The sequence below is a fragment of the Kitasatospora sp. SC0581 genome (genome assembly GCF_048159585.1).
In the GTDB taxonomy this organism is placed as follows: Bacteria; Actinomycetota; Actinomycetes; order Streptomycetales; family Streptomycetaceae; genus Kitasatospora.
The window spans coordinates 35,629-56,748 of sequence record NZ_JBLRWA010000027.1; the positions used below are offsets into that span (position 1 = coordinate 35,629).

General features: G+C 73.2%; 16 protein-coding genes. 12 read left to right on the forward strand and 4 right to left on the reverse strand.

Features of this window, described 5'->3' with window-relative positions; all coding sequences use genetic code 11:
* Positions 1-249: 249 nt before the first annotated feature.
* The 5 genes from ACLWS4_RS29615 (at position 250) to ACLWS4_RS29635 (ending at position 5,516) form a co-directional block, all read left to right on the forward strand.
* Positions 250-948 (forward strand): PadR family transcriptional regulator, encoded by a 699-nt coding sequence (locus tag ACLWS4_RS29615; protein WP_049651118.1) that lies wholly within the window; start codon positions 250-252, stop codon positions 946-948.
* A gap of 126 nt (positions 949-1,074) precedes the next feature.
* A complete protein-coding gene (locus tag ACLWS4_RS29620; protein WP_049651119.1) occupies positions 1,075-2,157 on the forward strand; it encodes an inositol-3-phosphate synthase in 1,083 nt (360 codons plus the stop codon).
* A gap of 210 nt (positions 2,158-2,367) precedes the next feature.
* The gene (locus tag ACLWS4_RS29625; protein ID WP_369808287.1) at positions 2,368-3,690 is read left to right on the forward strand and encodes an MFS transporter; all 1,323 of its coding nucleotides are present in this window, start codon (positions 2,368-2,370) and stop codon (positions 3,688-3,690) included.
* A gap of 108 nt (positions 3,691-3,798) precedes the next feature.
* Positions 3,799-4,470: an LppU/SCO3897 family protein gene (locus tag ACLWS4_RS29630; protein ID WP_380781120.1), complete on the forward strand. Its 672-nt coding sequence runs from the start codon at positions 3,799-3,801 to the stop codon at positions 4,468-4,470.
* Positions 4,471-4,502: 32 nt separating this feature from the next.
* Positions 4,503-5,516: an LppU/SCO3897 family protein gene (locus ACLWS4_RS29635; protein WP_159028681.1), complete on the forward strand. Its 1,014-nt coding sequence runs from the start codon at positions 4,503-4,505 to the stop codon at positions 5,514-5,516.
* A 99-nt stretch (positions 5,517-5,615) separates the two neighbouring features.
* On the opposite strand, the gene ACLWS4_RS29640 is transcribed toward ACLWS4_RS29635, so the two are convergent.
* Positions 5,616-7,040, reverse strand: coding sequence for a CCA tRNA nucleotidyltransferase (locus ACLWS4_RS29640; protein ID WP_049659839.1), 1,425 nt, complete (start codon positions 7,038-7,040; stop codon positions 5,616-5,618).
* Between the two features lie 367 nt (positions 7,041-7,407).
* On the opposite strand from ACLWS4_RS29640, the gene ACLWS4_RS29645 reads away from it, so the two are divergent.
* The 7 genes from ACLWS4_RS29645 (at position 7,408) to trxA (ending at position 18,150) form a co-directional block, all read left to right on the forward strand.
* Positions 7,408-9,939 carry a DUF6049 family protein gene (locus ACLWS4_RS29645; RefSeq protein ID WP_387829721.1) on the forward strand — a complete coding sequence of 844 codons (2,532 nt, stop codon included), beginning with the start codon at positions 7,408-7,410 and terminating at the stop codon, positions 9,937-9,939.
* A gap of 58 nt (positions 9,940-9,997) precedes the next feature.
* Positions 9,998-12,457 carry a murein biosynthesis integral membrane protein MurJ gene (gene murJ, locus ACLWS4_RS29650; protein ID WP_416875734.1) on the forward strand — a complete coding sequence of 820 codons (2,460 nt, stop codon included), beginning with the start codon at positions 9,998-10,000 and terminating at the stop codon, positions 12,455-12,457.
* 303 nt (positions 12,458-12,760) lie between these two features.
* A complete protein-coding gene (locus ACLWS4_RS29655; protein WP_416875735.1) occupies positions 12,761-14,776 on the forward strand; it encodes a serine/threonine protein kinase in 2,016 nt (671 codons plus the stop codon).
* 45 nt (positions 14,777-14,821) lie between these two features.
* Complete coding sequence (gene sigM / locus ACLWS4_RS29660; RefSeq protein ID WP_375875037.1) at positions 14,822-15,556, forward strand: RNA polymerase sigma factor SigM; 735 nt, start codon at positions 14,822-14,824, stop codon at positions 15,554-15,556.
* Positions 15,553-16,554, forward strand: a complete 1,002-nt coding sequence (locus tag ACLWS4_RS29665; protein ID WP_416875736.1) for a hypothetical protein — start codon at positions 15,553-15,555, stop codon at positions 16,552-16,554. Before sigM ends, ACLWS4_RS29665 begins: the two co-directional genes overlap by 4 nt.
* A 173-nt stretch (positions 16,555-16,727) precedes the next feature.
* Positions 16,728-17,693 (forward strand): thioredoxin-disulfide reductase, encoded by a 966-nt coding sequence (gene trxB / locus ACLWS4_RS29670; protein ID WP_416875737.1) that lies wholly within the window; start codon positions 16,728-16,730, stop codon positions 17,691-17,693.
* Positions 17,694-17,823: 130 nt separating this feature from the next.
* Positions 17,824-18,150 carry a thioredoxin gene (gene trxA / locus ACLWS4_RS29675; RefSeq protein WP_049655857.1) on the forward strand — a complete coding sequence of 109 codons (327 nt, stop codon included), beginning with the start codon at positions 17,824-17,826 and terminating at the stop codon, positions 18,148-18,150.
* Positions 18,151-18,285: 135 nt separating this feature from the next.
* Here trxA and ACLWS4_RS29680 read toward each other — a convergent pair whose 3' ends face one another.
* From ACLWS4_RS29680 to ACLWS4_RS29690, 3 genes are all read right to left on the reverse strand, one after another.
* Positions 18,286-18,900 (reverse strand): GNAT family N-acetyltransferase, encoded by a 615-nt coding sequence (locus tag ACLWS4_RS29680; protein ID WP_416875738.1) that lies wholly within the window; start codon positions 18,898-18,900, stop codon positions 18,286-18,288.
* 132 nt (positions 18,901-19,032) lie between these two features.
* Complete coding sequence (locus ACLWS4_RS29685) at positions 19,033-20,073, reverse strand: ParB/RepB/Spo0J family partition protein (RefSeq protein ID WP_074001897.1); 1,041 nt, start codon at positions 20,071-20,073, stop codon at positions 19,033-19,035.
* Positions 20,070-21,041: a ParA family protein gene (locus tag ACLWS4_RS29690; RefSeq protein WP_234348544.1), complete on the reverse strand. Its 972-nt coding sequence runs from the start codon at positions 21,039-21,041 to the stop codon at positions 20,070-20,072. The genes ACLWS4_RS29685 and ACLWS4_RS29690 overlap by 4 nt, the downstream gene beginning before the upstream one ends.
* Positions 21,042-21,120: the final 79 nt, after the last annotated feature.

The following is a 21,120-nucleotide window of genomic DNA, read 5'->3' on the forward strand; positions in this document are numbered from 1 at the left end:
AGCGTACGCAGCACGGATATACAACTAATCGGACATCAGTTGCCAATGCCCGCAAAACGGCAACAGATCATTACAAGCCCGTTGCCAACACCAGCCGCGCGTCGGCTTGTGATCACATTCACGCGCGCCCCTCTTGCCCGTTCCGGGGGTCGGGTTTACTGTTCTCGATATATCGAGCCGATACATCGAAGCGGTATACCGCCGGATGCAGCGGCCGATCGGACACCGAGCGGGAGGAGGGCGGCGACAGTGGGCAGGCGCTCAGGAGTGCTGGAGTTCGCCGTCCTCGGGCTGCTCCACGACGCCCCGATGCACGGCTACGAGCTGCGCAAGCGGCTGAACATCCTGCTCGGGACGTTCCGGGCGCTCTCCTACGGGACGCTCTACCCCTGCCTGAAGAGCCTGGTCGCCCAGGGCTTCCTGGTCGAGGACAACCCCGACGTCGAGTACGTCCCGGCCACCGCGCTCAACGGCAAGCGGTCCAAGATCGTCTACCGGCTCTCCGCCGAGGGGAAGCAGCGCTTCGAGGAGCTGCTCGCCGACTCCGGCCCGGACGCCTGGGAGGACGAGCACTTCGGCGTGCACTTCGCCTTCTTCGGCCAGACCGACCGGGCCGTGCGGATGCGCGTCCTGGAGGGGCGCCGCAGCCGGCTGGAGGAGCGGCTGGAGCGGATGCGCAACTCGCTGGCCCGCGCCCGCGAGCGGTTCGACGACTACACCGTCGAACTCCAGCGGCACGGACTGGAGTCGGTGGAGCGCGAGGTCCGCTGGCTCAACGAGCTGATCGAGACCGAGCGGTCCAACCGCACCGGAAAGACCGGCCCCGACGCCGGCGGCAGCGCCGCCGGACCCCGCAAGACTTCGGACGGCCGTGGCCAGGAGACCGGGTCCCCGGACCCGTCCGGGCCACCGTACGACCGCCCGGGGCGCTCCGCCCAGGAGCGCTGACACCGCGCCAGCCCTGTGCCGCGCGGCAGGAATGGGCGCCTCGCGCCCGTGCACGCAGTCATCGAAGAAGCAGGACGAGTTCCGCCTACCCCGGCGGGCCTCATGAGATCACAGGGAGCAACCGGAATGGGTTCGGTTCGCGTAGCCATCGTGGGCGTGGGCAACTGCGCCGCGTCGCTGGTGCAGGGTGTCGAGTACTACAAGGACGCCGACCCGGCCGGCAAGGTCCCCGGGCTGATGCACGTCCAGTTCGGTGAGTACCACGTCCGCGACGTGGAGTTCGTCGCCGCCTTCGACGTCGACGCCAAGAAGGTCGGCTTCGACCTGGCCGACGCCATCGGCAACAGCGAGAACAACACCATCAAGATCTGCGACGTGCCGCCGACCGGCGTGACCGTCCAGCGCGGCCACACCCTCGACGGCCTGGGCAAGTACTACCTGGAGACCATCGAGGAGTCGGACGAGGCGCCGGTCGACGTCGTCCAGGTCCTCAAGGACCAGCAGGTCGACGTCCTCGTCTGCTACCTGCCCGTCGGTTCCGAGGACGCGGCCAAGTTCTACGCCCAGTGCGCCATCGACGCCAAGGTCGCCTTCGTGAACGCCCTGCCGGTGTTCATCGCGGGCACCAAGGAGTGGGCGGACAAGTTCACCGAGGCCGGCGTGCCGATCGTCGGTGACGACATCAAGTCCCAGGTCGGCGCGACCATCACGCACCGCGTGATGGCCAAGCTGTTCGAGGACCGCGGTGTCATCCTCGAGCGCACCATGCAGCTGAACGTCGGCGGCAACATGGACTTCAAGAACATGCTCGAGCGCGAGCGCCTGGAGTCCAAGAAGATCTCCAAGACCCAGGCCGTCACCTCGCAGATCCGCGACCGCGAGCTGGGCGCCAAGAACGTCCACATCGGTCCCTCGGACTACGTGGCCTGGCTGGACGACCGCAAGTGGGCGTACGTCCGCCTCGAGGGTCGCGCGTTCGGCGACGTCCCGCTGAACCTGGAGTACAAGCTCGAGGTCTGGGACTCCCCGAACTCCGCCGGTGTCATCATCGACGCCGTGCGCGCCGCGAAGATCGCCAAGGACCGCGGCATCGGCGGCCCGATCCTGTCGGCCTCCTCGTACTTCATGAAGTCCCCGCCGGTGCAGTACTTCGACGACGAGGCCCGCGAGAACGTCGAGAAGTTCATCCGCGGCGAGGTCGAGCGCTGAGCGCAGCGAGGTTCGCGACTGTTGAGCGCTGAGCGCTGAGCACAGCGAAGTTCGCGACTGTCGGACGCCGAGCGCTGAGCCTTGGGCTCTGAGCGCTGAGCGCCGCCAGCTCGCAGGAAGGGCCCGTGGTCTCCGGATCGCGGGCCCTTCACGTTCTCGCGGCCAATGTTTCACGTGAAACAGCGGCCGGTTCCATGGCACTCTGGGCGGGTGGCGATCACCGAGAACGGCAGCACCCACCAGTCCGCGCACCGCGCCACGCTCCTCGACCTGATGAAGGGCCGCGACTTCCGGCGGCTGCTGACCGCCCGGGTGCTCTCCCAGCTCTCGGACGGCGTCTTCCAGGTCTCGCTCGCCGCGTACGTGGTCTTCTCCCCCGAGAAGCAGTCCTCCCCCGCCGACATCGCCTCGGTGCTGGCCGTGATGCTGCTGCCGTTCTCGGTGATCGGCCCGTTCGCCGGTGTGCTGCTGGACCGCTGGCGCCGCCGCCAGGTGCTCTACTTCGGCAACCTGGCCCGCTTCGGACTGGGCCTGGGCACCGGCGCGCTGCTGCTGGCACAGGCCCCGACCTGGCTGTTCTTCGCCTCGGCCCTGCTGGTCACCGCGCTCAACCGGTTCATCCTGGCCGGCCTGTCCGCCGCCCTGCCCCGGGTGGTGGAGCAGGACCAGCTGGTCACCGCCAACGCCCTCTCCCCCACCCTCGGGACGGTCGCCGCCGCCTCCGGCGGGGGAATCGGCTTCGCGCTGCACCAGCTGATGGCCCCCGGGCCGAAGGCCGACGCCGCCCTGGTCACGGTGGCCGCGCTGCTCTACCTGTCGGCCGCGCTGGCCGCCCGGCGGATGGACCGCGACCTGCTCGGCCCGGAGCAGCACCGGGACCGCCCGGGGCTCGGCCAGGCGCTGGTCCGGGCCGCCGTCGAACTCGGCGCCGCGGTGCGCCACCTGGTCCGGGACTGCCGGCCCGCCGTGCACGCGCTGGCCGCCGTCACCGCGGCCCGGTTCTGCTACGGCGTGCTGATCGTGGTCGTGGTGATGCTCGCCCGGTACACCTTCAACGACCCGACCGACAGCGCGGCCGGGCTGGTCACCCTCGGCCAGGCGGTCGGCCTGTCCGCCGCCGGGTTCTTCGTCGCCGCGCTGGTCAGCCCCTGGTGCACCCGCCGGCTGGGCCTGGCCGGGTGGATGACGGCCTGCCTGGTCGCCCCGGTGGTCTTCGTCCCGGCGCTGGGCCTGAGCTTCACCCTGGTGCCCTGCCTGCTCGCCGCCCTGCTGCTCGGGGTGGTCACCCAGGGCACCAAGATCTGCGCCGACACGGCGGTCCAGGAGTCGGTCGAGGACGAGTACCGCGGCCGGGTCTTCGCCATCTACGACGTGCTGTTCAACGTCGCCTTCGTGGCCGCCGCCCTGGTCACCGCGCTGGTGCTGCCGCTGTCCGGCCGCTCGGTCGCGGTGGTGCTCGGGGTCGCCGGGGTATACGCGCTGACGGCGGTCCTTTACCTGCGCTCCGCCCGCCGGAGTCCCCTCCCCCGCTGACCAGGCCTCCTGGAAACCCGCGGGACTCGGGGCCGACGGCGTCCGACCGACTCGCTAAGGTACTCGAACCTGTCGTAGCGACAGAACTCTGTCTCGGGGGACGAACTGATGAGCACACCGCCCAATCCGTACGGGCCGCCCTCGTCGGCCCCGGTGGGCCGGCCCGCAGCACCGCCGTACGGGGCACCCGTCCCCCCGCCGGCCGCGCCGTACGGGCCGCCGCCGGCCTACGGACAGCCCGCGCCGCCGCCCCCGCCCGGCTTCGGCCCGCCGCCCGCCTACGGGCAGCAGCCGAACGGCCAACCGCCGTACGGGCAGCAGCCGTACGGGCAGCCGGCCCCCGGGCCGTACGGGCAGCAGCCGCCCCCCGGGCCGTACGGCTACCCGCAGCCCGCGCCGCCGGTGCAGCCCGCGCCGGCCGCCAAGCGCGGCATCCGCTCCAAGCTGCGGATCGTCGGGGTGGTCGGCGGCTGCCTGGCGCTGGCGGTGGGCTACTTCGTGGCCGGGCCGAGCGTCAGCAGCGCCAAGGCCGGCGACTGTGTGCACGCCAGCGGCTCCCGAGACGTCGAGATCGTCAAGTGCACTGACACCAAAGCGAATTACCGGGTGCTGTCGAAGTTCGAGGGCACCACGGACGTGACCCGCTGCCAGCAGACGCCGCAGACCACGACCGCCGTCTCGGGCAAGAGCGGCCGCCGCTGGAACAAGAAGCGGTACGTGCTCTGCCTCGGCCCGCTGGCGCCCGCCACCACCGGCGTCCCGCCGGTGAAGAAGTCCTGAACTCTTCCGCTCTTCCTTTCCCGGGGGACCCCTTGTCCGTTCCGCCTCCGCCCCAGATGCCGTACGGCCCGCCACCGGGCGACGGCAACCCGTACGCCTCCGGCGGTTCCTACGGCGCCCCGCCGCCGCCCCCGCCGCCGCCCGGGTACGGCTACCCGAGCGCCCCGCCGCCGCCCGAGCAGCCGTACGGCGTCCAGCCCCCGCCCGGCGGTTACGGCTACGGGTACCCGCCGCCGCCCCCGATGGACGGGACCACCTGCCGGTTCTGCGGCGGCTACCCCGCGGTCAACGCCACCGTCCGCGGCCACCAGGGCCTGATCATCGCCTACCGGATGCTGCGGATGACCGGCCCGTTCTGCCGCACCTGCGGAACGGCGACGGTGCGCGACATGTCGGCCCGGACGCTGGTCCAGGGCTGGTGGAGCCTGGTGTCCTGGCTGCTGACCCCGATCACGCTGCTGCTGAACCTCGGCCCGCACAACAAGTTCAAGCGGCTGCAGCCGCCCGTCCCGGGCAGCCACGGCCCGCAGCTGAACCCGGGCGTCCCGCTGACCAGCCGGCCGCACATCGCGATGCTGCTGGTGCCGGTCTCGCTGGTGGCCGCGGTGACCCTGGCCGCCACCGGCGTGCTCGGCCCCGGGAAGACCGACCCGGCCGCCGACCCGACGCCGACCCCCACCCGGCTGACCCTCTCGCCCACGCCGCCGCCGGTCATCCCCTCGCCGACCTACACGCTGCCGGCACCGACGCTCACCCTCCCGCCGGTCAGCACCCCGACCGACTCGGACAGCAAGGTGGACGCGGCCGGGGTCGGCGACTGCCTGTACAACGCGAACGGCACCAACCAGACCAACGACACCCACCCGAAGATCACCGTGGTGCCCTGCACCGACGCCAAGGCGCAGTACAAGGTCGTCTACAAGTACCTCGCCACCTCCGACGAGAAGTCCTGCGAGAAGCAGCCGAAGTCGGACAGCTGGTACACCAGCAAGCACCCGAGCTTCCCGGCCCTGGACTACGTGCTCTGCATGAAGCAGATCAAGTAGCCCGGTACGGAGGAGGGGTGGCCCCGGCGCTCGGCCGGGGCCACCCCTCTCGTCGTGTCCGGAGCTCCCGTGGCGCCGTCGCGCCGTCCGAAGCCGGGCTCAGCCCTGCTGTTCGGCCCACCAGGCCCGCAGCGCCCCGACCGCCTCGTCGTGCTCCATCGGGCCGTGCTCCAGCCGGAGTTCGAGCATGTGCTTGTACGCCTTGCCGACCTGCGGGCCGGGCTTGAGGCCGAGCAGCTCCATGATCTGGTTGCCGTCCAGCGCCGGGCGGACGGCGTCCAGCTGCTCCTGCTCCTTCAGCTCGCCGATCCGGGTCTCCAGGCCGTCGTAGGTGCGGGAGAGCGCGGCCGCCTTCTTCTTGTTGCGGGTGGTGCAGTCGGAGCGGGTCAGCTTGTGCAGGCGCTCCAGCAGCGGCCCGGCGTCGGTGATGTAGCGGCGCACCGCGGAGTCGGTCCACTCGCCGCCGCCGTAGCCGTGGAAGCGCAGGTGCAGCTCGACCAGGCGCGAGACGTCCTCGGTGAGCTCCTTGGAGTACTTGAGCTCGCGCATCCGCTTGCGGGTCATCTTGGCGCCGACCACCTCGTGGTGGTGGAAGGAGACCCGGCCGTCCGACTCGAAGCGGCGGGTGCGCGGCTTGCCGATGTCGTGCAGCAGCGCGGCCAGCCGCAGGGTGAGGTCCGGGCCGTCCTGCTCCAGGTCGATGGCCTGCTCCAGGACGGTCAGCGAGTGCTCGTAGACGTCCTTGTGCCGGTGGTGCTCGTCCCGCTCCAGCCGCAGCGCGGGCAGCTCCGGCAGCACGTACCCGGCCAGGCCGGTGTCGACCAGCAGCCGCAGGCCCTTCACCGGGTGCTTGGCCAGCAACAGCTTGTTCAGCTCGGCCTGGATCCGCTCGGCGGAGACGATGGTGAGCCGCTCGGCCATCGCGGTCATCGCGGCGACCACCTCGGGCGCCGGGTCGAAGTCCAGCTGGGCGGCGAAGCGGGCGGCCCGCATCATCCGCAGCGGGTCGTCGGAGAAGGACTCCTCGGGGGTGGCGGGGGTGCGCAGCACCCGGGCCTCCAGGTCCTCCAGGCCGTGGTGCGGGTCGACGAAGCCGCGGCCGGGCAGGTCGACGGCCATCGCGTTGACCGTGAAGTCCCGGCGGACCAGGTCCTCCCCGATGGTGTCGCCGTAGCTGACCTCGGGCTTGCGCGAGGTGCGGTCGTACGCCTCGGAGCGGTAGGTGGTGATCTCGATCAGGAAGGAGCCCTCGGGGGTGTCCTTGCGGGCGCCGACCGTGCCGAAGGCGATGCCGACGTCCCAGACCGCGTCCGCCCAGCCCTTGACCAGCTTGAGCACCTGCTGCGGACGGGCGTCGGTGGTGAAGTCCAGGTCGTTGCCGAGCCGGCCGAGCAGCGCGTCCCGGACGGACCCGCCGACCAGCGCCAGCCGGTGACCGGCCGCCTGGAACCGGCTGGCGATCTCGTCGGCGACCGGCGACACCCGCAGCAGCTCTTGGAGGCCGAGCGTCTGGGCCTCGCTCAGCCCTGGGACGACCTGGACGTCGGTGCTGGAACGGTCGGTGCGCGCGGTGGGCTCATTGGCAGTGGACACGGCTCACAAGGGTACGTGCCCCGACAGGTCAACCGCCCGCGCGTTCTGGGCGTCTCACCCCACAGCCCGCAACACTGCGCCGCGGGCTGCATCGTTACCATGCCGGTGGACGAGTCTCGGGCACCGGACAGGGGATGCGGTGCCGCGTGCCGCCGCCGTCCGCGGGATCCCCGTGGCAGCGGTGCGGCGACGGCGTCGGGCGAAGAGCTCCACCAGAGTCAAGCGAAGACCGTCGGGCGGACCGCGCCGGACGGACAGCATCAGCAGCGAACGATCGAGAACGGCGAGGGCGAAGCGAGTGAGTGAGCCGGCACGGCACTCGGGCCTGGGGGCGCACCGACAGCCTGGACGGGCCGAGCGCCCCGCCGGGGGGCGCCATCCGGCCCGCCGGGCGCGCCGTGCGGGTCGGCGCCTGGCCGCCGCCTGTGCGGCCGCCCTGGCCCTCTTCACGGCCTCCCCGGCCGGTGCGCTGCCCGCCGGCGGCAACGTCCGGCCGGCCGGCGACTCCACCGCCACGGCCGAGTACCCGGTGGTGATGACCATCGACACGCTGAACCCGCAGGTGGCCGCCCCGGGCGGGATCGTGACGATCACCGGCCAGGTCACCAACGCCGGCAAGTCGGCGATCAAGGGCGCCCACGCGGCCGTCCGCAAGCCGTACTCGGGCAAACCGCTGGACCGGCGCAGCGACCTGGCCAACGTGGCCGACCGCTCCACGCCGGACAGCAAGGACGGCGTGGAGCTGGACAGCCCGCAGTACGCCCTGCCGGAACTGAACCCGGGGCAGAGCCAGCCGTACACCCTGAGCGTCGCGGTGAGCGACCTCGGCTTCTCCGCGAGCGGCGCGTACGAGCTCGCGGTGGACGCCTGGGGCGGGACCGGCGACAACCCGCGCGACCGCGCCCTGGGCATCGCCCGGACCTTCCTGCCGTACAACCCGGGCGGCGCCGAGGCGCAGCCGACGAAGGTCGCCACGATCTGGCCGCTGGTGCACGCGCCGGTGCTGGCCGCCCAGACCACCGCCGACAACAGCGACCAGCCGACCCCGGTGCTGCGCGACGACAGCCTGGCCGGCGAGTTCGCCCCGGGCGGCCGGCTGTACGAGCTGGTCGACACCGGCGCGAAGCTGAACGGCCTGACCTGGGTGATCGACCCGGACCTGCTGGACGCCGCGCTCGCGATGACCAAGCCCTACCGGGTGCAGAAGCCGGGCACCGAGGCCGCGGGCAAGTCCGCCAAGGACGACAACACCGTCCAGGTGCCCGCCTCGGCCGCCGCCGTCGCCTGGCTGGACAAGCTGCGGGCCGCCGTCGCCAAGCCGGGCAGCCAGGTGGTCTCGCTGCCGTACGCCGACCCGGACCTCGCCTCGATCGCCCACAACGGCTCCGACCTGGCCGGGATGACCACCGCGCTGAGCAAGGCGTCCACCGCCGGCCGGCTGACCGTCGAGGGCCGGCTCTCCGTGGACACCCGCTCGGACGTCGCCTGGCCGTACCGGGGCTACCTCGACCAGCAGATCGCCGCCCTCGCCCAGCAGTCCGGCAACGGGCTGGTGCTGGTCGACGGCGCGAGCATGCCGGAGCCGGACTCGCTCACCTACACCCCGACCGCGGTCCGCCCGATCGGCGGCGGGCAGAGCGCCGTGGTGGCCGACGAGACCGTCTCCGCGCTCTTCGACAAGGACCTGAGCAGCCCGCAGGCGCAGACCGACGCCACCCAGCGCTTCCTCGCCGAGACCTTCGCGATCACCCACGAGCAGCCACAGAACCAGCGCGGGCTGCTCGTCCTGCCGCCCCGCGAGCTGAGCACCGCCGGCGCCAAGGCGCTGGCGAACGCCCTCCAGACGGCGGACGGCAAGTGGATCTCCTCGGTCAAGCTGGACGCGGTGGCCCAGTCCGCGGCCGACCCGAAGGCCAACACCGCCGTCCCGGCGCCCACCGACTACCCGACCCAGATCCGCGCCTCGGAGCTGCCGGCGGCCGACCTGAGCCGCACCGACGACATCCAGCACGACCTGGACACCCTGATGCGGGTGCTCACCCTGCCGCAGCGGGTGCGCGGCCCGTTCAGCGCCGCGATGGTCCGCTCGCTGTCCACCGAGTGGCGCAGCCAGCCGCCGGCCGGGAGCACCTACCGGGCCGGCGTCACGGGGTACCTGAAGGAGCTGACCAAGGCCGTCCAGGTGCCGAGGAAGAACGTGGTCACCCTGGCCGGCGAGTCCGGCCTGCTCCAGGTCAGCGTCCGCAACGACCTGACCCAGACGGTCACCAACCTGAAGCTGGTGCTCACCTCGGCCCAGCCGAACAGGCTGCGGGTGAGCAAGGAGGAGGAGCTGGTCCTCCCGGCCTCGCAGAGCGTGACGCTGCGCTTCAACGCCGAGGCGCACAACAACGGGCCGGTCGCGATGACCGCCCAGCTGTGGACCACCGGCCCCGACTCCCGGCCGTACGGCGAGGCGCAGAAGTTCACGGTGGAGGTCACCTCGGTGACCAACGGCGTGCTGTACGTCTTCGCGGGCGCCGGCGTCCTGCTGCTGCTGGCCGCGCTGCGCTTCGTGCGCCAGCGCAAGCGCCTCGGCGGGCAGCCGCACGAGGACGGCGACCAGCCGGTCGGCGACGCCCCGCTCGGGGACGCCCCGGCCGCGGGCGGCGCCGCGGCGGCGGAGCCCGCCCCGCGGGCCCCGGCGGAGGACACCGCGGAGGGGGCCCCGGCGGCGGACGGGACCGACGGGACGGACGACACCCCTGGTGACGGTCCCGCGCAGACACCGCGTGGCAGCAGCCCGGATGGCCGGGATCGGGCCGCCGGTGATGAGAAGGTTGGTCCTTGATACCGCCGACCCCCTGCCTTGCCGGGCCGGCCTCCCCCCACGACAGCGAAGAGGTGACATGACCGGGCGCAGCGAGGAGCGGCCGTCGGGCCGCGGTGAGAGCCGGCCGGGCGCCGAGTCGCCGTCCGGCGACTGGTACGTGGCCGACACCTACGCCCAGGACCCGTACGCGGTGGACGCGTACGGGAACCCCCAGGACGGCCAGGACCCGTACGGTCTGCGGGCCGGTCGGCCCGCCGCGCCCCAGCCGCCGGCCGCCGCGTACGACGTGCCGCCGCAGCTGCCGCCGCAGGGCGTCGGCTACCCGACGCCGGTGCCGCCGACCCCGTACCAGGCCCCGGAGCACTTCGGGGCCCCGGTGCCGCCGGTGCAGCCCGGCTGGGACACCCCGGTGCAGCCCGCCTGGCCGCAGGAGCCGGCCCCAGTGGCCGCCGGCGGCCACTGGGGCGGCGTCGAGCAGCCCCGGCAGCAGTGGCAGCCCGGCCCGGCGCACTCCGCCTGGGACACCGAGACCACCGAGTACGTCGGGGTGGACGGCCTGTTCGGCGGCCGCGAGGCGCAGGCCGCGGTCCAGCCGCCGGTCCCGCAGCCCGCCCCGGCCCCCCAGCCCGGCCCTCCGCCCGGCCCCGCGCCGTACCCGCCGATGGGCGGCCACCCGGGGCAGCCCCCGTACGGCGCCGCTCCGGGCGGGCAGCAGCACTTCGTGCCGCCGATCGAGTTCGACCCGCCGCTCTCCGAGGCGGAGGCCACCATGCAGGTGGCCGCCGTCGCGGTGCCCCCGGCGGTCGAGCCGCTGGCGGACATCGTCGCCGAGGAGCGGGCCGCCGAGCAGGCGCCCGCCCCCACCGCCGAGCCCGGCAAGGCGGCCGGCGGCGGCAAGGTCTCCAACCTGCTGAACTCCAGCGCGATCATGGCGGCCGGCACGCTGGTCTCCCGCGGCACCGGCTTCGTCCGGACCATGGTGATCACCGCGGCCATCGGCGTCGGCATCATGGGTGACTCGTACAACGCCGCGAACACCCTGCCGACCCTGCTGTACATCCTGATCGGCGGCGGCGCGCTGAACGCGGTCTTCGTGCCGCAGCTGGTGCGCAGCATGAAGAACGACGAGGACGGCGGCACCGCGTACGCCAACCGGCTGCTCACCCTGGTGATGGTCGGGCTCGGCGGCGTGGTCTTCCTGGCGGTGCTCGGGGCGCCCGTGCTGGTGCGGCTGATCGCCCAGCCGATGATGGCCAACCCGGAGCGCGCCGAGACCACGGTGGCGATGGCCCGCTACTGCCTGCCGACCATCTTCTTCATGGGCATCCACGTGGTGATGGGCCAGATCCTCAACGCCCGCGGCCGCTTCGGCGCGATGATGTGGACGCCGGTCCTGAACAACATCGTGGTGATCTTCACCTTCTCCGCCTACATCTGGGTCTACGGCGGGTTCGGCACCACCCAGGTCACCCCGGAGGGCATCTCCCCCGAGGGCGTGCGGCTGCTCGGCCTCGGCACCCTGATCGGTCTGGGCGTCCAGTCGCTGGCGATGATCCCGTACCTGCGGGCCGCCGGGTTCCGCTTCCGGCCCCGCTTCGACTGGCGCGGCCACGGCCTGGGCAAGGCCGCCCGGCTGGCCAAGTGGACGTTCTTCTTCGTGCTCGCCAACCAGGCCGGCTACCTGGTGATCACCCAGCTGTCCACCAAGGCTGGCGCCGCCGCGGCGGCGGCCGGCCACAACGGCGTCGGCCTGGCCGCGTTCTCCAACGCGCTGCTGATCTGGCAGCTCCCGCAGGCCGTGATCACGGTCTCGATCATGAGCGCGGTGCTCCCCCGGCTCTCCCGGGCGGCGGCCGACGAGGACGCCGGTGCCGTGCGCGACGACATCTCCTACGGTCTGCGCACCACCGCGGTGGCGGTCGTCCCGGCGGCCTTCCTGTTCCTGTCGCTCGGCCCGGTGGTCGGCCGGGCGATCTACGCGATCGGCGGCAACGACACCGTCCTGAACGACGCCACCAACGTCGGTCTGATGCTCTCCGCGTTCGCGCTGGGCCTGATCCCGTACTCCGCCCAGTACGTGATGCTGCGCGGCTTCTACGCCTACGAGGACACCCGGACGCCGTTCTACAACACCGTCTGGGTCGCCGCCTGCCAGGCCGGCTTCGCGCTGCTGTGCTGGCTGGTGCTGCCCTCCGAGTGGACGGTGACCGGCCTCGCCTTCGGCTACGGCCTGGCCTACGCCATCGGGGTGATGGTCGCGATGCCGAAGCTGAAGAAGCGGATCGGCGGGCTGGACACCAAGCGGATCGGCCGGACGTACAGCCGGCTGGCCGCCGCCTGCGTCCCGGCCGCCCTGGTCGGCCTCGGCGCCAGCCTGGGCGTCCAGCAGGTGCTCGGCGGCTGGCCGGGCAGCGTGGCGGCCCTGGTCGTGGCCGGCGGCCTCCAGCTGGCGGTCTTCGTGCTCATCGCGAAGCGCCTGCGGATCGAGGAGCTGAACTCCATGCTGGGCATGGTCCGCGGCCGACTGGGCCGCTGACCGCCCGACCACCGGCCGGACGAGCGGGCGCCCTGACCGGGCGTCAACCGGAGCAGAAGGCTCCTCCGCTCGTCCGGCCGAGTGCTGGGCCACCGGTTGGTTCGGGTCCGCCCGACCGCCGGATGGCGACCAGGTGTCGGATCTGCACCACATCTCTCCACCCGTATGCAACCGAGCGGACGTCTCAGCGGTCGTACCCGGTGGAGAAGAGTGGGCACAATTGTCCTGGAGCACAGGGCCGCCGACCCTAGGGCTCCAGCGACTCTCTCAAGCCGCGGCGACACAAGGGGAGGCAGGACCACGGTGGCTGATGGCACCAAGGCGGTCGTCGACACGTCAGCAGCTGACGCGGCGACGGACGAGGCCGCGCTGGCCGCGGCGATCGACGAGCTCGCGGGCTCGGACGACGCCGGCGAGAGCACCTCCGCGGACGCCCGCGAGGGCGCCCCCGCCGCCCCCACCGCTGCCGCCGCCCCCGGGCGCCCCGACGCGGACGAGAACACCGACCAGGACGGGGAGAAGGGCCGGGGCGAGGACCGCGACGACGCGCCGGCCGCGGGCCCGGAGCCCGCCGCCGGCGAGGAGACCTCGGAGATCACCGCCCCGCTCTCGGTCCAGGAGCTGCGCGCCGAACTGGCCGCCGGGTCCCCCCGGAAGAAGCCCGCCCCCGAGCCCACCCGCCCCGCGCGCCGCCCCACCGACCCGCAGCCCACGGTCGACCCGCGCGACACCGCCACCCTCCCGCGCACCCTCCCCGCCCCGCAGCGCCGCAGCGGGGACATGATCGGCCACCGGTACCGGCTGGAGGAGTGCATCTCCCAGACCGAGACCTTCAGCAGCTGGCGCGCCGTCGACGAGAAGCTGCGCCGGGCGGTCGGCGTCCACCTGATGGCCTCCGGCCACCAGCGGGCCCGCAAGGTGCTGGCCGCGGCCAAGTCCGCCGCCCTGCTCGGCGATCCGCGCTTCGTCCAGGTGCTGGACGCCGTCCACGAGGGCGAGCTGGTCTACGTCGTGCGGGAGTGGCTGCCACACTCCTCCGACCTGGCCAGGCTGCTCGCCAACGGCCCGATGGAGCCGCACGAGGCGTACCAGATGGTCCGCCAGGTCGCCGACGCCGTCGCGGCCGCCCACCGGCGCGGCCAGGCCCACCTGCGGCTCACCCCGCGCTGCGTGCTGCGCACCGACAGCGGCCAGTACCGGATCAACGGCATCGCGGTGGACGCCGCCCTGCGCGGGCTGCCCGCCGAGGACGCCGAGGACGCCCAGCGGGCCGACACCCGCGCGATCGGCGCACTGCTGTTCGCCGCGCTCACCCACCGCTGGCCGTACCCGGAGGACCGCTACGACCTCCAGGGCCTGCCCAAGGGCCTCCAGAACGCCGCGCCGGACCAGGTCCGCGCCGGGGTCCACAAGGGCCTGTCCGAGCTCGCCGCGCGGGCCCTGTTCGACCAGCCGCCGCACCACGCCCAGCCGATCACCACCCCGGAGGAACTGGTCCGGGCGATCGCCAAGCTGCCCAAGATCCGCCAGCCCGCGCCGGAGCTGCCCGCCTTCCCGGCCCCGCCCCGGCACAACACCCACGCGCTGCCCACCGCGCCCAACCCGACCCGGGTCGCCGACACCACCGTCTCCCCGCTGCCGGCCTCCTCCCGCCCGGCCCCCTCCCGGCGCACCCGCACCCGGCGGCGGCTGCGCCGGGTGGTCAAGGCCACCGCGTGGACGGTCGCGCTGGGCGCGATCGGCGTCGCCTCCTGGCAGTTCGTCGACAGCCTGCGCCACACCGGGGCGGCCACCGCGTCCCCGCTGACCTCGGCCAGCAGCACCGCGCCGAGCCCCCAGGCGAGCACCCACAACCCGGTGTCGATCGCCATCAAGGAGGCGCAGTCGTACAACCCGCTGGGCGACGGGCCCGAGGGCACCGAGAGCATCGGGAAGGCGATCGACAACGACGCGAACACCTCCTGGACCACCGGCTGGTACGTCGACCAGCTCGGGCCCAAGCCGCCCGCGCTCAAGTCCGGCACCGGTCTGCTGATCGACCTCGGCTCACCGCAGCCGGTCTCCTCGGTGAGCGTCCTGTTCTCCGGCGGCGAGCAGTCCGCGGAGCTGCGGGTGCCCACCGCGGCCGCCGCCGGCAACCCGCTGCAGGCCAAGCCGGACGCCTTCACCATCGTGGGCAAGAAGACCGGGACCAATGTCGAGTACACCCTCGACTCCCCTACCACCACGCGGTACCTCTTGATCTGGCTGACCGGTCTGGCGAAGGATGCCGACGGCAAGTACCGGGGCCACGTCGCCGAGGTCAAGGTCTCCGGCTGACCCGGGGCGGACGGCCCCGGCACGACGGCACGACGGCAGAGGGGGGTGACGGTGGCGGACGACGACGCGGCGCTGCTCGCCCGGCACGTCGCCGGCGACCCGGCGGCCTTCGGCCTGCTGGTGGACCGCCACCGCGACCGGCTCTGGGCGGTCGCCCTGCGCACCCTGGGCGACCGCGAGGAGGCCGCCGACGCGCTCCAGGACGCCCTGGTATCCGCCTTCCGCGCCGCCGCCGGCTTCCAGGGCCGCTCGGCGGTCACCACCTGGCTGCACCGGATCGTGGTCAACGCCTGCCTGGACCGCGCCCGGCGCAGCGCCACCCGGCGCACCACCCCGCTCGACGAGGACCCGCAGCGGCTGGACACCCTGGTCGGCGCCGCCGAGCCGGCCGACTCCCCGGTGGTCCGGGCCGAGCTGCACCGGGAGCTGACCGCGGCGCTCGCCGAACTGCCCGCCGAACAGCGGGCCGCGCTGGTGCTGGTCGACATGCAGGGCTACCCGGTGGCCGAGGCCGCCGAGCTGCTGGGCGTCCCGGTGGGCACGGTGAAGAGCCGCTGCGCACGCGGCCGGGCCCGGCTCCTCCCCCTGGTCCGGCACCTGCGCGAGCCCGATGTTTCACGTGAAACACCGCCCGCCCCCGGCTCGGCCCCGCCGCGCCGGGACACCCCCGGGAACCCGAAGCGCCCCGGCTCCGTCACAGGGACGGGGCCGAGCACCGGCACAGGGACGGGGCAGAGCACCGGTCGGACGATGCTGGAAGGAGACGTGAGCACCCGATGAACGCCCATCCCTCCTTCCCCGACCCCGCCGACGACCACCCCCCGGTCGAGCAGCTGGCCGACCTCGCCGAGGGCCTGGTCGACTCCCCTTCCACCGTCGAGGCGCTGCGGCGGCACCTGGACGGCTGCGCCGAGTGCCGGGAGACCGTCGACGCGCTCGCCGAGGTCCGGGCCCTGCTCGGCGACGTCGAGACCCCGCCGATGCCGGCCGACGTCGCCGCCCGGCTGGACGCGGCACTCGCCAAGGCCGTCGCCGAAGCCACCGAAGCCGCCGGGAGCGCCGGCGAGGCCGTCGAGCGGCCGCAGGAGGCCCCCGCGGCCGACCGTCGACCCGAGGCCCCGGCCCGACCCGTACGCGCCGCCACGGCGCCCCTCACGCCGTCCTCCGCCCCGCCCTCCAGGCCCACGGGGCGTCCCGCCGGCCGGTCCGGCCCGGCCGGGGCCGCCGGCCGCCCCCGGCGGCGGCGGTTCGCCCTGCTGGTCGGCACGGCCGCCGCCCTGGCCGCCCTCGGACTCGGCGGGGCGCTGCTGCTGCAGCCCGACGACCGGTCCGGCACGGTGACGGCCAGCGCGGGCGGCGCCCCGACCGCCACCGCCGACAGCCACGACGCCCGGGCCCCGCACACGGCCGTCGGCACCGACTACCGCGAGGACGAACTCGCCACCCAGGTCCAGCGGTTGCTGGCCCGCTCGGAGAACGTCCCGGGGCTGCGGGCCACCGGGCCCGCCATGTCCGAGGGCGCCCTGCCCGCCGCCGGCGGCCGGCCGGAGTCCGACCCGCCCTCCCCCGCGGGCTCCCCCACCGGCTCCCCCACCGCGCCGGGCTGCCCGGCCCCGGCCTCCGGCACCCCGCTGGCCACCGACCGGGGCACCTTCCAGGGCGCCCCGGTGGACGTCCTGGTCTACCCGCTGCCCGGCCGGCCCGGTTTCGTCGACGTCTACCTGCGCTCCCCCGACTGCGGCCCGACCGTCCTGCACCAGGCCGTTCCCAGCCACTGACCGGCGGTTTCCATGCGATCCACGCCAACTCCGCCACGCCGCTTCCGGACTTCGGGCGGCTGGTACTGATCCGCCTGGGAATGCGAGACACTGGTCAGTCGTTGTCCCGGGCGGCGGAGCAGGACCGCCCTCCCCGCAGCAAACGCGGGTCGCGATGCGAACCAGGAGAAGCAGTGAGCGACGTCCGTAACGTGATCATCATCGGTTCCGGCCCGGCCGGGTACACGGCCGCGCTCTACACGGCCCGTGCCTCCCTCAAGCCGCTGGTCTTCGAGGGGGCCGTCACCGCCGGTGGCGCGCTCATGAACACCACCGAGGTCGAGAACTTCCCGGGCTTCCGGGACGGCGTCATGGGCCCCGAGCTGATGGACAACATGCGCGCCCAGGCCGAGAAGTTCGGCGCCGAGCTGATCCCCGACGACATCGTCGCGGTCGACCTCACCGGTGACGTCAAGACCGTCACCGACTCCGAGGGCAACGTGCACAAGGCACGCGCCGTGATCGTCACCACCGGCTCCCAGCACCGCAAGCTCGGCCTGCCGAACGAGGACAAGCTCTCCGGCCGCGGCGTCTCCTGGTGCGCGACCTGCGACGGCTTCTTCTTCCGCGACCAGGACATCGCCGTGGTCGGCGGCGGCGACACCGCGCTGGAGGAGGCGACCTTCCTCTCCCGCTTCGCCAAGAGCGTCACGATCATCCACCGCCGGGACTCCCTGCGCGCCTCCAAGGCGATGCAGGAGCGCGCCTTCGCCGACCCGAAGATCCGCTTCGAGTGGGACAGCGCGGTCGAGGCCATCCACGGCGACCCGAAGCTGACCGGCGTCACCCTGCGCGACACCACCACCGGCGAGACCCGTGAGCTGCCCGTCACCGGCCTGTTCATCGCGATCGGCCACGACCCGCGCACCGAGCTCTTCAAGGGCCAGCTGGACCTCGACGCCGAGGGCTACCTCAAGGTCGACGCCCCCTCGACCCGGACCAACATCCCGGGCGTGTTCGGCGCCGGCGACGTCGTCGACCACACCTACCGCCAGGCCATCACCGCCGCCGGCACCGGCTGCTCCTCCGCCCTGGACGCCGAGCGCTACCTGGCCGCGCTGGACGACCTGGAGGCCAAGGCCGCCGCCGTCGCGGTCTGAGCCCTTCCCGCTCCACCCGCGGGGGTGTTCCACGTGAAACACCCCCGCCCCGGCCGGGCAGAAACAGAACGGGCCCACCCGTTGTTCTCCTGGCAGCAGCCCCCTCCGTCCGAACCCCCGAGGAGTTCCCGTGGCCGGCGCCACCACCACAGTCACCGACGCGACGTTCGAGAAGGACGTCCTCGAGAGCGAGAAGCCCGTACTGGTCGACTTCTGGGCCACCTGGTGCGGCCCGTGCCGCCAGGTCGCCCCGGTCCTGGAGGACATCGCGGCCGAGCACGGCGACAAGCTGACCATCGCCAAGCTCGACGTGGACGCCAACCAGGCGACCGCCGCCAAGTACGGCGTCATCTCGATCCCGACCCTGATCGTCTACCAGGGCGGCGAGCCGGTGAAGTCCATCACCGGTGCCCGTCCGAAGGCCGCGCTGCTGCGCGAGCTGGCCGACTTCATCTAGGTCTTCCGGTCGTCGACCGCGCGGAGGCGGGGCTCCCCTCGGGGGGAGCCCCGCCTCCGTCGTTCCCGGCCCCTCGAAGGGCGTCTCCGGCCCCTTGAAGGGCGTCTCCGGCCCCTCGAAGGGCGTCTCCGGGCCCTAGAAGGGGAGCACCGGCTCCTTGCGCCCGCCGCCCAGCAGCCGCTCCAGCGCCCCCTCCACGTCGCCCCGCCAGGAGAGCGTGGTCCGCGCCTCCAGCCGCAGCCGCGGGTAGCGCGAGTGCGGGCGGACGGTCCTGAAGCCGACCGCGAGCAGGTGGTCGGCCGGCAGCACGCAACTGGTCGGCGCCCGCCCGGAGGAGCCGAAGGCCTCGATCGCCCGCACCCCGCGCCCGATCAGGTCCTTGGCCACGGTCTGCACCAGCACCCGGCCGATCCCCTGGCGCTGGTATCCCGGCAGCACCCGGCTGACCATCAGCTGAACGGCGTCGGGCGAGACCGGGCTGGTCGGGAAGGACTGCGAGCGGGGGACGTAGGCGGGCGGCGCGTACAGCACGAACCCGGCGGGCCGGTCGTCCACGTAGGCGATCCGGCCGCAGGAGCCCCACTCCAGCAGCACCGTGGAGATCCACCCCTCCTTCTCCAGCTCCGGCTTGCCCGACTCCACCGCTTCCTTCGCACTGACCGGGTCCAGCTCCCAGAACACGCAGGAGCGGCAGCCGGCCGGCAGGTCCCCGAGGTTGTCCAGCGTCAGCGGAACGATCCGCCGTCCCATGGCCGCACCTCCTCCTCCCTCTCACGGTCGAGCATTCCCCCACGAACGCCGATGGGTGCATGTTTCACGTGAAACAGCGCTCACGTGGAACACGCACCCATCGGGTCGTCGCCCTCGGCCGGCCGGGCCGGCTCAGCCCTGCGACAGCCGCAGACCGTCCTCCCCCGGGGCCATGCTGTCCAGGATCCGGTTCAGGTCCTCGACCGAGCCGAACTCCAGCACCACCTTGCCCTTGCCCAGCCTGCCGCCGCGCTGCGACACCTCGACCTTGACCCGGGTGTCGAAGCGGTCGGACAGCCGGCTCGCCAGGTCGTTGAAGGCCGGGGAGTTCAGCTTGCCCGCCTTCGGCGCCTGGCGCCTGGGCTGCTCCGGCTCCTCCGAGCGCATCAGCACGACGAGCTCCTCGACGTTGCGCACCGTGAGGCCCTCGGCGATCACCCGCGCGGCCAGCCGCTCCTGCTGCTCCGGGTCCGACAGGCCGAGCAGCGCCCGGGCGTGCCCGGCCATCAGCGTCCCGGCCACCAGCCGGGTCTGGACGGAGGGCGGGAGCTTCATCAGCCGCAGGGTGTTGGAGACGTGCGTCCGCGAGCGGCCGATCCGATCGGCCAGCTCCTCGTGGGTGCAGGAGAAGTCCCGCAGCAGCTGGTCGTAGGCGGCGGCCTCCTCCACCGGGTTCAGCTCGGCGCGGTGCAGGTTCTCCAGGAGGGCGTCCAGCAGCAGCTTGTCGTCCTCGGTGGCCCGGACGATCGCCGGGATCCGCTCCAGCCCGGCCTCCCGGGAGGCGCGCCAGCGGCGCTCGCCCATGATCAGCTCGAAGCTGTCCACGCCGACCTGGCGGACCACGATCGGCTGGAGCAGACCGACCTCCTTGATGGAGGTGACCAGCTCGGCCAGCTTGTCCTCGTCGAAGACCTCGCGCGGCTGGCGCGGATTGGGGGTGATCGCGTCCAGCGGCAGCTCGGCGAAGTACGCGCCGGCCGGCTGCGCCTGCTCGGCCCGCTTCTCGGCGGCCGCCCTGGCCGCCACCGTGCCGCGGACACTCGGCAGCGGCGTCACCGGGGCCGGTGCGGGCACGGCTGCCGCAGTCTTCGCCTCCACCCCGCCGTCCACCGGCGCGGCGGGGCGGATCAGCGCCTCCAGCCCTCGACCCAGACCAACCCTGCGAGCACTCACTGATGACCCTCCGTCGTACCGTGCTGTGCCACCGGGGCGCCGTGCCCCTGCTGGCCGTCCCGCTGCTGACCCACCAGTGAGCCGCCCGGGCCCACCGCACGCTGCGCGAGCTCGCGGGCGGCCTCCAGGTAGGAGAGCGCCCCGGTCGACCCCGGGTCGTAGGTGAGCACCGTCTGCCCGTAACTGGGCGCCTCCGAGATGCGCACCGACCGCGGGATCGCCGTGCTCAGCACCTCTTGGTGGAAGTGGGTCCGGACCTCCTCGGCGACCTGGGCGGCCAGCCTCGTCCGGGCGTCGTACATGGTGAGCAGGATGGTCGACACGTGCAGTGCGGGGTTGAGGTGCGCGCGCACCAGCTCGACGTTGCGCAGCAGCTGGCCGAGGCCCTCCAACGCGTAGTACTCGCACTGGATCGGGATCATCACCTCCTGGCCGGCGACCATGGCGTTGACCGTCAACAGGCCCAGCGAGGGCGGACAGTCGATCAGGATGTAGTCGAGCGGCTGCTCGTAGGCGGTGATGGCGCGCTGGAGCCGGCTCTCCCGGGCCACCAGGGAGACCAGCTCGATCTCGGCGCCGGCCAGGTCGATGGTGGCGGGGACGCAGAACAGCCCCTCGACGTCGTGCACCGGCTGCACCACGTCGGCCAGCGGCTTGCCCTCCACCAGGACGTCGTAGATGGACGGCACCTCGGCGTGGTGGTCGATGCCGAGCGCCGTGGAGGCGTTGCCCTGCGGGTCGAGGTCGACGACCAGGACGCGCAGGCCGTGCATGGCGAGGGAGGCGGCCATGTTCACGGTGGTGGTGGTCTTGCCCACCCCACCCTTCTGGTTGGCGACCACGATCACCCGGGTGGCGGCCGGCCGGGGCAGTCCCTCACCCGCTCGGCCGATCGCCCGGACCGCGGCCTGGGCGGCCCGCGCGATGGGCGTGTCATCGATCTGGTCGACGGTCTCCGAGTCCTGCATGGGGGTCAGTGTTTCACGTGAAACCGGAGCGGCAACAGTCGCCGCCCGGTCACGGCGGAGGATGCCCGAGAGCAAGGAG